A 13,011-nucleotide genomic window follows, 5' to 3' on the forward strand; every position below is an offset into this window, starting at 1 on the left:
CAGCGCCGGAAGTCTCGTCCGCCGCACCACCGGACGCCACCCTTCACCGACGTGGCGTTTGCCCGGGTCGGCCCGCCGACCTTGCCCCCCCACCCCCGGATCTGATACCTTGACCTTTAGTGTCTCGCGCTTGGTAGGGCCGAGATTCCCGGGAGGCCCCCGGACACGCACGGAGCTTTCCCCCTGACAGCGCGGGGCGTGTCGCAGCCAAATCCCCTATCTTCTGGAGTACAGCGGTGAAAACCTACATCCCCAACAATGACGAGCAGAACTGGGTCGTGGTGGACGCGAAAGACGTGCCCCTGGGCCGCCTGGCCACCCTGATCGCGAGCCGGATCCGTGGCAAGCACCGCCCCGACTTCACCCCGAACATCATCCAGGGTGACTTCGTGGTGGTCGTGAATGCCCAGCAGGTTGCGCTGACCGGCAACAAGCTGGACGGCAAGGTCTACACCCGCTACACCGGCTACCAGGGTGGTCTGAAGACCGAAACCGCCCGCCAGGCGCTGGCCAAGCATCCCGAGCGTGTGATCGAGCATGCCGTGTTCGGCATGCTGCCCAAGGGCCGCCAGGGCCGTGCGATGCACAGCCGCCTGAAGGTCTACCCCGGTGCACAGCACCCGCACACCGCCCAGAAGCCCCAGACGCTCGAGGTCAAATAATCATGGCGATCCAGCAACCCGAACAGTTCTACGGCACCGGCCGCCGCAAGACCGCCGTCGCTCGCGTGTTCCTCCGCCCTGGCGAGGGCAAGATCGTCGTGAACGGCAAGGAATTCCAGACCTACTTCCGTGGTCTGCTGCGCGCCGTGCACGCCCTCCAGGCCTTCCGTGAGACCGGCACCGCCGGCCGCTACGACGCCGTGATCACCGTCGCCGGCGGCGGCCCGACCGGCCAGGCCGATGCGATCAAGCTGGGCATCGCCCGCGCCCTGCTGAAGGTCAACCCCGACTTCCGCGCCCAGATGAAGCCCAAGGGCCTCCTGACCCGCGACCCCCGCGAGGTCGAGCGCAAGAAGTACGGCCTGAAGAAGGCCCGCCGCGCACCGCAGTTCAGCAAGCGCTGATCTCCAGCACAACACGAGGCCCCCTCCATCCCGGAGGGGGCTTTTCATGTGCACCGGGCGGTCGGTCAGCCGCCGCTCCGGCTGGGAGGCTCGACCCACGACCCGCTGATCTCGCGCACGATCAGGGTGGGCCCGTCGGCGGCGACAATCAGCACGTCGGCGCCCACCGGCGTATCCGGGCCGGTCGCCCGCCAGTCGCTGTCCCCTACGCGGACACGGCCGGTGCCGTTCGTGATCGCCGTCGTGACCTTGACGGTGCGGCCCACCAGTCGGCTCGCACCGAGGTTCATCTCTTCGCCCTCCACACCGCCCAGGGCGAGGCGCCCCACGTACCGCCGGCCGATCAGGACGCTGGCGACGCTGAAGACCGCGAACAGCAGGAGCTGCACGGTCACCGGGATGGGCAGCACGAACACCACCAGGCCAAGAGCGAAGGAGGCCAGGGCCAGCCACACGAAGAACACGCCCGGAGCGACCACCTCCAGAATCAGCAGGGTGGCCCCCAGCACCCACCAGTGCCAGGGCTGCACGCGCTCCAGGGTGGGCAGCCAGTCCACGGCCTCAGTCCTTCCGCCCGCCGAAGGCCTCGTTCGCCACGGCAGCGATGCCCTGCAGACTGCCCAGGATGGCGGTCGCCTCCATGGGCAGGATCAGGGTCTTCTGGTTGGGCGACGTGGCGAACTGCCCCAGCGCGTCCACGTAGCGCTGCGCGATGAAGTAGTTGATGGCCTGGACGTTCCCGGCCGCGATGGCCTCGCTGACCATGCGGGTCGCGGCGGCCTCTGCCTGGGCCTGACGCTCGCGGGCCTCGGCCTCAAGAAAGGCAGCCTGGCGGCGGCCCTCGGCGTTCAGGATCTCGGCCTGCTTCTCGCCCTCGGCCTTCAGGATGGCGGCCTGACGGAAGCCCTCGGCGTCGAGGATGTTGGCGCGCTTCTCGCGCTCGGCCTTCATCTGGCGGGCCATGCTGGCGACCAGATCGGCCGGCGGCTTGATGTCCTTGACCTCGATGCGCGTGACCTTCACGCCCCACGGCTCGGTGGCCTCATCGACCACGGCGAGCAGGCGGGCGTTGATCTGGTCGCGGTTGCTGAGCAGTTCGTCCAGATCCATGCTGCCCATCACGGTGCGGATGTTGGTCATGGTGAGGTTCAGGGTGGCCTGCTGCAGGTTCCCGACCTCGTAGCTGGCCTTGGCGGCGTCGAGCACCTGATAGAACACCACGCCGTCCACAGTGACCAGCGCGTTGTCCTTGGTGATGATCTCCTGGCTGGGGACGTCCATGACCTGTTCCATCATGTTCACGCGGCGCCCGATGCGGTCGACGTACGGAATGATCAGGTTCAGGCCGGGTTTGAGGGTGCGCTGGAATTTTCCAAAGCGTTCCTGCGTCCACTGGAAGCCCTGTGGCACGCTCTTGACCCCGGCGAGCAGCGTGACGATCACGAGCAGCACCAGGACGGCGACGAGGATGGTAAAGCCCATGTTGTTGCCTCCTGACTCCAGTACGCGGCGTTCAGGCCGATGGTTCCCGCACCCTCAGGCCGGGAATGTCCACCGTGACGGCATCCAGCAGCTTCAGCGACTTCCACAGCGGCCAGGGGTCAAGTCCGCCCGCGTGCGCCACGAGCAGGCTGATGACCGTACCGTGCGCGACGACCGCGACAGTGTCCTGCGGATTGGCGCGCATGACGGCCTGCACGGCGTTCCCGAAGCGGGTGCGGGCATCGTCGGCACTCTCCTCGCCGGACACGATGGCCTGCGGGTGGTCGAAGAAGGAACGCATGTCCGCCTCGAACCCGGCCGGATCGGTATGGAAAGGCGCGGTGTAGCGGAGCTGCTCGTGCAGGCCGACCATGGGGCGGTGCGGGACACCCAGTGCCGCGGCCAGCGCGGCGGCGGTCGCCTTCGCCTTGGGTTCCTCGCTGGACACGACGATCTCGGGGCGGGGATCGAGGCGGGCGATCAGGGTGTCCAGGCCGTCCAGGGCATCGTCCGCGAGGTTCCACTCGTGGGCGGGGACGCCGGGAACGATCCTGGGGGCTCCGTGCTTGATCAGGTGCAGGGTGCGCGGCATGGCTCCAGGGAAGCGCATGGCTCCAGGGAAGTACAGTGGCGGCCCCGACCCCACCCCCTATACTCGGCCGGTGCTGCCGCTGGTGAGCCTGAAGGACGTGACTGTGATCGCCGGGGGCCGCACGCTGCTGGGCGGCGTGACGCTGGAGGTGCGGCCAGGCGAGGCCCTGCGCCTGTCCGGCCCGAACGGCGGCGGCAAGACCACGCTGCTGCGTCTCCTGGCCGGCGAAGTCGCGCCGGTGGCGGGCCGCCGCGTGTACGGCCTGGGTGGTCAGGAACGCCACAGTGCCGTGCAGGCCCGGCGCTCCCTGTCGGTGGTCGGCCCCGACGCCGAGGCCTTCTACCTGACCCGTGAGTGGGAACAGACGGTGCGCGACGTGCTGCTGGCCGGTTTCGTGGGCGAGACCCTGAACCTGTGGGGCGCCACTCCCGACGCCGAGGCCCGCGTGGACGAGGTCGCCGCCCTGACCGGACTGGAGCCCCTGCTGGAGCGGGATGTCCGTACCCTCAGTCACGGCCAGCGGCGGCGCGTGATGCTGGCGCGTGCCCTGATGCCCCGCCCGGAACTGCTGCTGCTGGACGAATTCACCGACGGCCTGAGCGTCCGCGCCCGCGCCGACCTGGGCACGGTGCTGCGGGGCATCCACGCCTCGGGCGTGGCCGTGGTGCTTGCCACCCACCGCCCCGACGAGGCCCCGGCGCTGCCCTGGCGCACGGTGCAGGTGGAGCACGGCACCCTGACCTCCCCTCCCTCGGCGCTCAGCCCTCAGCCCTCACCCCTCTCTCTTCCCCCACCGCCCGGGCACGGTGACCTGATCCGGGTGCGCGGCGTGTCCGTGTTCCGCAACGGGCACCTCGCCCTAGGGCCGCTGGACTGGACGTGGTCGGCCGGGGAGCACTGGCTGGTCACGGGCGACAACGGCAGCGGCAAGAGCACGCTGGCGCGGCTGGTCGCCGGGGAGCTGTGGCCGGCGCTGGGCGGCACGGTCGAGCGTCCCTTCCTGCGGCGTGACCTGCTGACCGAGCGGCGGCGGCACGTGGGCGTGGTCAGCGCCGAGCTGGGCATCCGGCAGCGGCGCGAGTGGACGGGACAGGACGTGATCGTCAGCGCGTGGGCCGGCACCGAGGGCTTCGCGGCCGACCTCTCCCCCGCCCAGGTGCAGGCCGTGCAGGAGATCGCCGCCGCGCTGGAGGTCACGGATCTCCTGTCCCGCAACGCCGCCACGCTCTCGCAGGGGCAGCTCCGGCGGCTGCTGCTGGCCCGCGCTGTCGTCCACCGGCCCACGCTGCTGATCCTGGACGAGGGCCTGGACTTTCTGGACGCGGCCAGCCGCGAACGCTTCACGGCGCTGCTGCCCGGTCTGGCCCGCACCGGCACGCACCTCATGGTGATCGCGCACCGGGAGGCCGACGCGCCCGCCGGGCTGACGCACCACCTGCGGCTGTACGGGGGCCGGATCGAGTGGGTGGAACGGCTGGCTGGTGCCTTGCCCTCGGCCTGAGCCCGGCCGATCGCGCGCGTCCGCGTCAGGTTCGGCTCACTTTCGCGCACTACGCTGGGCGGGTGAAACGTGTCGCCCTGACCCTGGCCCTGCTCTCGCTGCCTGCCGTTCCTGCCCACGCGCAGGCGACCACGCCCGCCGCACCGGCAACACCTGCCACGGCCCCCGCCGAGAAATCCGTCGATTCCGTGACCGCGACCAGCCCGAAGGGCTTCAGCATCCGCATGCCCGGCGGGCAGGGCTGGACGCCGCTGAAGAACGTGCCGAACACCGATGTTGCCTTCCTGAACCAGACCGTGAACGGCCTGCGGCCCACCGTCACTGTGATCGTGCAGGACGTGGAACCGGCCATCAAGGCGACCCTGGCGGACTTCCGTGACCTGTACTCACGCCAGATGGTCAAGGACGTGCCGAAGTTCAAGATGCTGGGCGAGAAGACCGTCCGCGTGGGCGGCCAGCCCGCCATCCTGTGGTCATACTCCGGCGACGGGGACGGCGGCCCGGTGCGCTGGACGCAGCTGATCGTGCTGAAGAGCAACCGCCTGTACACGACCACCCTGATGACCCCGACCGGCACGCCCGCCGCCGTCCTCGACTCCGGCCGTGCGATCCTGGATTCGTTCACGCTGACCACGAAGTAACCGAGGTCACCACCGTCATCCGGCGCAGCGGGCGAGGAACACAGTGTTCCTCGCCCGCTGCGCCATGTCGTGTCTCCAGCCGGCCGGATCAGCCCTTCAGTGCGGCCCCGATCGCGTCGGGCAGGGGCGTGGTGGGGCGGCCGATCAGGCGGGAGAGGTCGCCGCTGTGGGTGCTCAGTTCGCCCCGCGCGATGCCGGCGTCGCTGTCAGCGAATACGGCCGCAAGGGAACCAGGCAGGCCGAGGCCGGTCAGGGCGGCCGTGTACTCCGGGACACTCTGGTTCACGTACGCGTAGGGCTGGCCGGTCTGACGGCTGATCTCGCCGGCAATATCAGCCAGCGTGACGGGCGTGTCGCCGCCGAGTTCGTAGGTCGCGTTCGCGTGGCCGTCGGTGCTCAGGACGGCGGCGGCAGCCTCGGCGTAGTCCTCGCGGGGGGCGGGGGTCACCTGGCCGTCGCCGGCCGCGCCCAGGAGGACGCCGTGCGGAAGACTCTGGGCGAGGTTGCCCGTGTAGTTCTCGGTGTACCAGCCGTTACGCAGCAGCGCGAAGGGCACGCCGGAATCACGCAGGATCGTCTCGGTGGCCTGGTGGTCGGCGGCGAGCTGCATGGTGGACGTGTCAGCGTTCAGGATGCTGGTGTACGCCAGGAGCTGCACGCCGGCGTCCCGCGCCGCCGCGATGACGTTGCGGTGCTGGCCGGGTCGGTCGTCAAAGTCGTTGCTGGAGATCAGCAGCAGCTTCTGGATGCCGTCCAGGGCGGCGGCCAGGGTCTCCGGGCGGTGGTAGTCGGCGTGGCGCACCACGACGCCCTGCGCGGCCAGATCCTCCGCCTTCGCTGGATCACGCACCAGGGCGGCGACGCTGCCCGCCGGCACACCCCGGTCAAGCAGCGCGTGGATCACGAGGCGACCCAGGTGGCCGGTGGCTCCGGTGACGGCGATGGTGGGGGCCTGTGTGCTGGAGGTGGTCATGGTGAACTCCTTTGAGCGAGAGACGGTGGCTGGATGGTGTAAACGAATTACTTACATGCTGGTCAAAAAAAAACAGCCCGCCCGTGCGGCCAGATCCGAGAGCACGTCGGCCAGCGTGGTGCGGGCGAGTTCCCGTTCCATGGCGGCCTGGGCCTCTCCGAAGCGCTGTTCCAGGGTCGCCTGGATGTTGGCCCCGACCGGGCAGCGGGGATGCGGATGCTCGTGCAGCCGGAACACGGAGTCCTGGCCGTTGACGGCCCGGTACACGTCCAGCAGCGTGATCTGCGCGGCCGGCCGGGTCAGGGCCGCGCCGGCGACCCCGCGCTGCGTGCTGAGCAGCCCCGCGCGGCGCAGCAGCCCGGTCACGTTGCGGATCACGACCGGGTTGGTGCCCACGCTGGCGGCAATCTCGGCAGAGCTCGCGTGCTCCGGGTACGAGCTGATCAGGGACAGCACATGGACAGCCACAGCGTACTGACTGTTCATGCGACGTTCCCCGTGACCAACATGTAACCAGTCTACTTACATCTCGGAATCACTGTCAAGAGCCGGTCCGTCGCCTCTGGCTCAGGACGATACGAACTGATCGGCCCAGGCGTGCAGGAAGGCCCCCAGCCCAGGCTGCTCGGGCACCTGCGCGTGGGCGTGGCGGGCCAGCAGCGGCAGGGTGCCCACCTGCACGCCGTAGCCCGCGATCTCCAGCATGGCCTCGTCGTTGTCGCTGTCCCCGAAGGCGACGGTCTGGTGGGACGGCACACCCAGCGCGTCCGCGATCAGCGACAGGGCCGCGCCCTTGTGGGCCCCGACCGGCGTGACGGTCAGGAAATGCGGGTACGGCTCCTGTGCCCCGGTGAGCACCAGATGCGGATGCGACCCGCGCAGCTGTTGCGCGAAGCCCGCCACGTGCGGGTGAAAGTACCCGACCTTCAGGATCTCGCCGCGCGGCGCGTCGGCCAGCGGCCGGTACCCGCGTGCGACCATCCACGGTTCGGGCTCGGTGCCGGGCGGCACGTCCAGGTACAGATGCGTGGCCGTGAACAGGACGACCCGCGCGCCGTCCAGTTCATGGGCCAGCACACCCTCCAGATCGTCCGGCGTGAACACGGCCTCGGTGTGCAGCGTGCCGTTCACCTCGATGCGGCCCCCGTTGTTCGTGGCGACTGCGTCGGGCTGCATGACCTCGTGAACGCGCACGGGCGCGGCGTCCCGCCCGGTGATGATCGCCAGTTTCACGCCCAGCTGCCGCAGCCGGCCCAGGGCACTCACGACATCGGCCGCCACGGCGTCTCCCCGATCCGGGATCAGGGTGCCGTCCAGATCGAAGGCCATCAGCAGGGGCAGGGTGGTGGGAGGGGGGGCGCTCACCGCCCAAAGCTACCGCATCGTCACGGACTGCCAACAGAACCGCGCCGCCCCACGGTGGGAGGCGGCGCGGCGCTGGACGCGTGGGGCTTACTCGCCCTGGGCGCTCTCGTTGGTCTCAGCCGGAGCGGCCTGGGCGCTGGCGGCCTCAGCCTTGCTGGCCTTGCTCGCGGCGGCGTCCTTCATCACGCGGCTGCGGTCGCTCTTGATGCGGGCGGCCTTACCACGCAGGTCGCGCAGGTAGTACAGCTTGGCGCGGCGCACCTTGCCGCGCTCCAGCACCGTGATCCGGGCAAGCAGCGGGCTGCTGAAGGGGAACACGCGCTCCACGCCCTCGCCGAAGCTGATCTTGCGCACGGTGAAGCTCTTGCGGCTGCCCGTGCCGTTCAGGGCGATGACCACGCCCTCGAAGGCCTGGTTGCGGGTGCGGTTGCCTTCCACGACCTTGGTCTCCACACGGACGGTGTCGCCGGCGCGGAATTCAGGGTGATCCGTCTTGATATGGGGCTGCTCGACGGCGCGCAGGATGGCCCCACGGTTGACTTTCACGGCGTTCTGCATATGTGCTCCTCTGGGCAGCGGACCGCCCCACGATCCCACACGCGCGGGCAGAGGCGTTCGTACTCCGGTACTCCTGACCCACGCACGCTGGCGTCAGGTCAAACCGGAGCAGTATACGCGGATCCGGCGTCGCCAGCAAGGGCCGGTGGGTGGGCCGTCGCCCGCGCACCGATATGAAATCTGCACCACATCACACTTGAACGGCCCGGGCCACGGCAGCATCGGCCATGTGACCTCCCCCCAGCTTCCAGACGATCTCCTGGCCGGAGCGGAACATGCGGCGGCCCTCCAGCGCCGCCGGCTTGCCGAGGCGCAGGCCCGTGAACACGTCGGCGCCGCCGGCTGGGCACAGTCCAGCACGCTCGAAGCGATCATCCGCGCCGGCCAGGAGGGCCTGGTGGCGACCGAGGCGCTGCGGCAGGTGGTCGACCTGACAGGCGAGCAGCTGCGCGCCCTGCCCCTGTCGATCGACGACACGCAGCGCGCGGAACACGTGGCCCTGCTGAGCAGCGTGATGAGCAACGGACAGGGCCAGATCGAGGTCGCGCAGCATATCAACGACCTCGTGAGTCAGGCGCTCACGGCCGTGACCACCACGCCCCTGACCGACATCAGCGTGCGGCAGCTCAAGGACGTGCAGCAGCGGGTGATGGATCAGGTCGAGACCCTGCACACCATCATCTCGTCGGCCCATGCCCAGACCGCCACGCTCGAGGAAGTGCAGAGGCTCGACCAGGTAATCGCGCAGCACCAGCAGAAGATCCGCGACCTGCGGATGGAGAGCGCCGCCACCGAGGCCGAGGCGCTGGCCCACGCCGGCGAGGGCATTGTGCAGCGGCTGGGAGAACTCGACGACGCGGCCCCGACGCAGCTGTCGGCCCTGACGCGCATCGGGGAGGCCGTGAGCGAGCAGGTCGGGGCGACCGGCGCCGACGCGGAGGACAAGGCCAGGACGCTGGAACAGCTTGCCGGCGACATGCAGGATCGGGCGGACGAGCTACGCGGCTCCGGCTCTGGCTCCGCCCCGGAGTGACAGCACGACACCGGGCCGGACTCAGGCCAGCGTGATCCAGTACCGCCGGATCTCCTTCTCGTAGTTCGGCACGCGAAATTCGCCTTCCAGCTCGCCGCCGTTCACCTCGATCACGCGGCGTGATCCCACGTTGTCCACGTCACAGGTCACGAGCACGCGCGTGAGGCCCAGGGCCCGTGCCCGCTCCAGCGCCAGCCGCAGGGCCAGCGTGGCGTACCCCCGGCGGCGCATGGACGGCCGGATCTCGTAGCCGATATGCCCGCCGAACTCGCGCAGGCGGGCGTTCAGGGTGTGCCGGATGCTCACGCGGCCCAGGTACGTTTCGCCGTCCACAAGCCACAAGTATTCGGAGTTCACGAAGCCGACGGGCGGGACGGCGGGCGGCTCGAACCGGCGCAGGTGCGCCAGGAAGGCCGGGAAGTCGCGTTCGAGTTCGGCCGGGTCGGCGCTCAGGGTGTCGCCCAGACCGCTGCCAGTCAGCTGCGCCTCGCGGACGGCGGCCAGAAAGCTGTCTGCGTACTGCTCAGCCGGGGGAACGAGGATCGGCATGGGCCAGTGTGGCAGCCCGGCCCGCCCGTGTCATACGGCATCCGGCTCAGTACAGTTCGTCGGTGTAGGCCTTCTCCAGCAGATCCTCGGTGCGCTGCACGGCCGTTGCCGGATCGTCGCCGCCGAAGACGGAGGCGAACTGCCTTGCTCCCAGGGAACGCCCCGGGGCCTCCCAGGACTCGGGCTGCCACAGGCGCGAGCGGATGAAGGCCTTGCCGCAGTGCATGAAGCACCCGCTGATCTCGACCCGCGTACACAGCAGGGCGGGTTTGCCGTTGGCCTGCAGCTCCGCCAGCAGCGCCGGGTCGCGGTGCAGGGTCGCCGTTCCCTTGACCCGCAGCGTCTCGCGCTGGTTCGGGATGACGAAGATCAGCCCGATCTCGCCGCTGCGCAGGATGTTCCGGAAGCCCATGGTGAGGCGGTTGCCCGGCCGATCCGGAATGAGCAGGCGGCCGGCGCCGTCGATGTGAACGAAGCCCGGCGCGTCCCCCTTCGGCGAGACGTCGACATGCCCATCCGCGTCGATGGTGGACAGGAAGACCAGCGGCGCGCGCCGGACGAACTCGGTCATCACATCGTCCAGGCGCGGCAGGATCTTCGCCCGGACAGCCTCGGCGGGCGTGCCCATGACGGCCTCGAGTTCAGCTTCCGTCGTGATGCGGTGATCGTTCATGGCTCCTCCGTGGATCCGGGTCTGGCTCATGGTCATTGCACGTCACCCCGGCACACCGGCGGTTCGCCGTCCTATACAGGGGTGTTGTCCCGCCCGGAAGGACGCCCCGCCCCGGGAGCGGCCACCGATCACGCGGCGCGTCGGCACTCACCAGCGGCAGTGGTCAATCTGGCCCGGAATTCGGCTGCCGACACGGTAGACGCCCGCACCCCCGGTTTACAATCCAGAGCATGACGGCCCCCGACTTCACGATCCGCGACCTGGGCGTCATGCCGTACCGGGACGCCTGGGCGCTGCAACGCGAGCTGCACGCGCAGGTGCTGGAGGGGGGGAAGCCCACCCTGCTGCTCGTCGAGCACCCCCCGGTGCTCACGCTGGGGCGCAAGGCGCGCGAGGGCACGAACATCGTGGTGACCCGCGAGTATCTGACCGCGCAGGGCATCGAGGTGCTGGAGATCGAGCGTGGCGGGGACGTCACGTACCACGGCCCCGGACAACTGGTGGCGTACGCGATCTTCCCGGTGGGCCGCCGGGTCGTGGACTTCCTGCGGCTGCTGGAGGACGCGACGATCACGGCCCTGCACACCCTGGGTCTGCACGATGCCCGCCCGAATCCCGGCTACGCGGGCGTGTATGTCGACCCGCGCCACGTGAACGGACATCTCTACGACCAGAAGATCGCGTCCTTCGGCGTGGCCGTGAAACGCCACGTGGCCCTGCACGGACTGGCGCTGAACGTGACCACGAATCTCCAGCACTTCGATCTGATCGTCCCCTGCGGACTGACGGACACGCAGATGACCAGCGTGCAGCGCGAATACGACCGGCGCGGACTACAGCGCACAGCGAGCATGGCCGACGCGAAGACGGCCCTCGCGGACGCCTTCACCACCACCTTCGAGACCTACGACTGGACGCTGCCGCAGCTCGCGGTGGCGGGGAGCTGAGCCGCATGACCCATACCGAGAACCCTGGCACCGAGAAAGAAGCGAAATTCGTCAAGAACGGCATCTACCGCAAGGACTCCGTGCGCGTGCGCGAGCAGAAGCCCGAGTGGCTGAAGGTCACGATCCCGACCGGCGGTGTGTACGGCGAGGTGCGGAAGATTGTCAAGGAGCACCGCCTGCACACCGTGTGCGAGGAAGCCATGTGCCCGAACATCGGCGAGTGCTGGTCGCGCGGCACGGCCACCTTCATGCTGATGGGCCACATCTGCACCCGCGCGTGCAAGTTCTGCGCCGTGGACACCGGCAACCCCATGGGCAGACTCGACCTCGACGAGCCGGCCAACGTCGCCCAGAGCGTGGCCCTGATGGGCCTGAAGTACGTCGTGCTGACCTCGGTCGACCGCGACGACCTGCCGGACGGCGGCGCGTACCACTTCGCGAAGACCGTGCAGGCCATCAAGAAGGCCAATCCGGGCACCCGCGTGGAGGCCCTGACGCCCGACTTCGGCGGCAACACGCACTGTGTGGATCTGGTGCTGGACAGCGGCGTGGACACCTACGCGCAGAACCTGGAGACCGTGCGCCGCCTGACGCACCCGGTGCGCGACATCCGCGCCGACTACGACCAGACGCTGGCCGTGCTGGCCCACGCCAAGCAGGTGCGGCCCGACGTGATCACCAAGACCAGCATCATGCTGGGCCTGGGCGAGACGCGTGAGGAGATCACGGAGGCCATGCGCGACTGCCGCGCCGCCGGGGTGGACGTCCTGACCTTCGGCCAGTACCTGCGACCCACCATGCACCACCTGCCCGTCGAGCGCTACGTGACCCCCGCCGAATTCGACGAGATCCGCGAGGAAGGCATGGCCCTGGGCTTCATGGAGGTCGTGTCTGGCCCCCTGGTGCGCAGCTCCTACAAGGCCGAGCAGATCGTCATGGACAAACCGGGCAACCTGCCGGAGCACCTGGCCCATCTGGACGCCGGCAGCGAACTGAGCCTCATCTAAAGGATGGACATCGGAGGGGACGAGTCCGGGAACGCCCGGCTCGTCCCCTCTCTCCTGTTCTCCCACGCCTGGATCACCCGCTGCACGGTGTCGTCCAGCGGATCGGCGCAGGACAGTGCGAGGTCGTAGCGGGTGAAGGTGTGCACCGTCAGCGCGTCCCGGCGGGCGTCGCCCAGACGGCGGTCGCCCCGCGCGAGTTCGCGGCGTTCCAGTTCCTCCACGGGGCAGTGCAGACCGACCAGAAACACGTCGAAGCCGGTCAGACACGTGCGGAACTCCTGCCACATGGCGGGCGTCTCGATGATGTAGTCCACGACGAGGCTGTTGCCGGCCGCGAGCAGCGCGGGCAGACAGGCAGTGAAGCCGCTGAAGACCTGCGGGCGGATGGCCTGCCACTCGCGCACCGTCCCCTGTGTCGTGCGCGGCAGCACGGTATCGCCGAACATGAAGAAGTCCAGGCTGAAGTGCAGGAACGGTACTGGCAGGGCGTCCCGCAGCGCGTGCGCGAGCGTGGACTTTCCGGCGCTGGACGCGCCGTTGATGAGGATCAGGGCACCGGTCATCTGCACAGTCTGCGGCCAGCGCGGCCAGGAGACCTCGGCCAGATGGCGGAGCGGCGAGGGC

Annotated in this window: 17 protein-coding genes; 7 read left to right on the top strand and 10 right to left on the bottom strand. The window is 69.4% G+C overall.

Annotation, left to right across the window (positions count from 1 at the left end):
- Positions 1-236 precede the first annotated feature (236 nt).
- Positions 237-662, top strand: coding sequence for a 50S ribosomal protein L13 (gene rplM, locus U2P90_RS15425; protein WP_295815904.1), 426 nt, complete (start codon positions 237-239; stop codon positions 660-662).
- A 2-nt stretch (positions 663-664) separates the two neighbouring features.
- Positions 665-1,066 (top strand): 30S ribosomal protein S9, encoded by a 402-nt coding sequence (gene rpsI, locus U2P90_RS15430; protein ID WP_295815903.1) that lies wholly within the window; start codon positions 665-667, stop codon positions 1,064-1,066.
- 65 nt (positions 1,067-1,131) lie between these two features.
- Here rpsI and U2P90_RS15435 read toward each other — a convergent pair whose 3' ends face one another.
- Genes U2P90_RS15435 through U2P90_RS15445 form a run of 3 tightly spaced genes read right to left on the bottom strand, consistent with a single transcriptional unit; the run spans position 1,132 to position 3,158 of the window.
- Positions 1,132-1,623, bottom strand: coding sequence for an NfeD family protein (locus U2P90_RS15435; RefSeq protein ID WP_295815901.1), 492 nt, complete (start codon positions 1,621-1,623; stop codon positions 1,132-1,134).
- A gap of 4 nt (positions 1,624-1,627) precedes the next feature.
- Positions 1,628-2,548 (bottom strand): SPFH domain-containing protein, encoded by a 921-nt coding sequence (locus U2P90_RS15440; RefSeq protein WP_322472818.1) that lies wholly within the window; start codon positions 2,546-2,548, stop codon positions 1,628-1,630.
- A gap of 31 nt (positions 2,549-2,579) precedes the next feature.
- Positions 2,580-3,158: a histidine phosphatase family protein gene (locus U2P90_RS15445; protein WP_322472819.1), complete on the bottom strand. Its 579-nt coding sequence runs from the start codon at positions 3,156-3,158 to the stop codon at positions 2,580-2,582.
- Positions 3,159-3,210: 52 nt separating this feature from the next.
- Here U2P90_RS15445 and U2P90_RS15450 point away from each other — a divergent pair, with 52 nt between their 5' ends.
- Both U2P90_RS15450 and U2P90_RS15455 read left to right on the top strand, forming a co-directional pair.
- Positions 3,211-4,641 (top strand): ATP-binding cassette domain-containing protein, encoded by a 1,431-nt coding sequence (locus tag U2P90_RS15450; protein ID WP_322472820.1) that lies wholly within the window; start codon positions 3,211-3,213, stop codon positions 4,639-4,641.
- A 62-nt stretch (positions 4,642-4,703) separates the two neighbouring features.
- Positions 4,704-5,282: a hypothetical protein gene (locus tag U2P90_RS15455; RefSeq protein ID WP_322472821.1), complete on the top strand. Its 579-nt coding sequence runs from the start codon at positions 4,704-4,706 to the stop codon at positions 5,280-5,282.
- Positions 5,283-5,370: 88 nt separating this feature from the next.
- Here U2P90_RS15455 and U2P90_RS15460 read toward each other — a convergent pair whose 3' ends face one another.
- The 4 genes from U2P90_RS15460 to rplS form a co-directional block, all read right to left on the bottom strand.
- Positions 5,371-6,255, bottom strand: a complete 885-nt coding sequence (locus U2P90_RS15460; RefSeq protein ID WP_322472822.1) for an SDR family oxidoreductase — start codon at positions 6,253-6,255, stop codon at positions 5,371-5,373.
- 51 nt (positions 6,256-6,306) lie between these two features.
- On the bottom strand, positions 6,307-6,741 hold the full coding sequence (locus tag U2P90_RS15465; protein WP_322472823.1) for an Rrf2 family transcriptional regulator: 435 nt from the start codon (positions 6,739-6,741) through the stop codon (positions 6,307-6,309).
- Between the two features lie 81 nt (positions 6,742-6,822).
- Positions 6,823-7,620: an HAD family hydrolase gene (locus U2P90_RS15470; protein WP_322472824.1), complete on the bottom strand. Its 798-nt coding sequence runs from the start codon at positions 7,618-7,620 to the stop codon at positions 6,823-6,825.
- A gap of 87 nt (positions 7,621-7,707) precedes the next feature.
- Complete coding sequence (rplS, locus tag U2P90_RS15475; protein ID WP_295815884.1) at positions 7,708-8,178, bottom strand: 50S ribosomal protein L19; 471 nt, start codon at positions 8,176-8,178, stop codon at positions 7,708-7,710.
- A gap of 229 nt (positions 8,179-8,407) precedes the next feature.
- Here rplS and U2P90_RS15480 point away from each other — a divergent pair, with 229 nt between their 5' ends.
- Positions 8,408-9,211, top strand: a complete 804-nt coding sequence (locus tag U2P90_RS15480; RefSeq protein WP_295815882.1) for a hypothetical protein — start codon at positions 8,408-8,410, stop codon at positions 9,209-9,211.
- A 21-nt stretch (positions 9,212-9,232) separates the two neighbouring features.
- Here the strand turns inward: U2P90_RS15480 and U2P90_RS15485 are convergent, their stop codons facing one another.
- Both U2P90_RS15485 and U2P90_RS15490 read right to left on the bottom strand, forming a co-directional pair.
- A complete protein-coding gene (locus U2P90_RS15485; protein ID WP_322472825.1) occupies positions 9,233-9,760 on the bottom strand; it encodes a GNAT family N-acetyltransferase in 528 nt (175 codons plus the stop codon).
- A 46-nt stretch (positions 9,761-9,806) separates the two neighbouring features.
- Positions 9,807-10,433 (bottom strand): MSMEG_1061 family FMN-dependent PPOX-type flavoprotein, encoded by a 627-nt coding sequence (locus tag U2P90_RS15490; protein WP_322472826.1) that lies wholly within the window; start codon positions 10,431-10,433, stop codon positions 9,807-9,809.
- A 230-nt stretch (positions 10,434-10,663) separates the two neighbouring features.
- Between U2P90_RS15490 and lipB the strand changes: the two genes are divergently transcribed.
- Positions 10,664-11,380 carry a lipoyl(octanoyl) transferase LipB gene (gene lipB, locus U2P90_RS15495; protein WP_322472827.1) on the top strand — a complete coding sequence of 239 codons (717 nt, stop codon included), beginning with the start codon at positions 10,664-10,666 and terminating at the stop codon, positions 11,378-11,380.
- A 5-nt stretch (positions 11,381-11,385) separates the two neighbouring features.
- Positions 11,386-12,387, top strand: coding sequence for a lipoyl synthase (lipA, locus tag U2P90_RS15500; RefSeq protein WP_295815874.1), 1,002 nt, complete (start codon positions 11,386-11,388; stop codon positions 12,385-12,387).
- Here lipA and U2P90_RS15505 read toward each other — a convergent pair.
- Complete coding sequence (locus U2P90_RS15505) at positions 12,384-12,950, bottom strand: chloramphenicol phosphotransferase CPT family protein (protein ID WP_322472828.1); 567 nt, start codon at positions 12,948-12,950, stop codon at positions 12,384-12,386. The two genes, lipA and U2P90_RS15505, sit on opposite strands and share 4 nt — an antisense overlap.
- Between the last annotated feature and the right edge of the window lie 61 nt (positions 12,951-13,011).

The organism is Deinococcus sp. AB2017081, assembly GCF_034440735.1.
Lineage (GTDB): Bacteria > Deinococcota > Deinococci > Deinococcales > Deinococcaceae > Deinococcus > Deinococcus rufus.

Excerpts from the sequence above, each read along its gene's own strand:
- rpsI (WP_295815903.1), top strand. The coding sequence starts at position 665 with ATGGCGATCCAGCAACCCGAACAGTTCTACGGCACCGGCCGCCGCAAG.
- U2P90_RS15440 (WP_322472818.1), bottom strand. The coding sequence starts at position 2,548 with ATGGGCTTTACCATCCTCGTCGCCGTCCTGGTGCTGCTCGTGATCGTC.
- U2P90_RS15445 (WP_322472819.1), bottom strand. The coding sequence starts at position 3,158 with ATGCGCTTCCCTGGAGCCATGCCGCGCACCCTGCACCTGATCAAGCAC.
- U2P90_RS15460 (WP_322472822.1), bottom strand. The coding sequence starts at position 6,255 with ATGACCACCTCCAGCACACAGGCCCCCACCATCGCCGTCACCGGAGCC.
- U2P90_RS15465 (WP_322472823.1), bottom strand. The coding sequence starts at position 6,741 with ATGAACAGTCAGTACGCTGTGGCTGTCCATGTGCTGTCCCTGATCAGC.
- rplS (WP_295815884.1), bottom strand. The coding sequence starts at position 8,178 with ATGCAGAACGCCGTGAAAGTCAACCGTGGGGCCATCCTGCGCGCCGTC.
- U2P90_RS15485 (WP_322472825.1), bottom strand. The coding sequence starts at position 9,760 with ATGCCGATCCTCGTTCCCCCGGCTGAGCAGTACGCAGACAGCTTTCTG.
- U2P90_RS15490 (WP_322472826.1), bottom strand. The coding sequence starts at position 10,433 with ATGAACGATCACCGCATCACGACGGAAGCTGAACTCGAGGCCGTCATG.
- lipB (WP_322472827.1), top strand. The coding sequence starts at position 10,664 with ATGACGGCCCCCGACTTCACGATCCGCGACCTGGGCGTCATGCCGTAC.
- lipA (WP_295815874.1), top strand. The coding sequence starts at position 11,386 with ATGACCCATACCGAGAACCCTGGCACCGAGAAAGAAGCGAAATTCGTC.
- U2P90_RS15505 (WP_322472828.1), bottom strand. The coding sequence starts at position 12,950 with ATGACCGGTGCCCTGATCCTCATCAACGGCGCGTCCAGCGCCGGAAAG.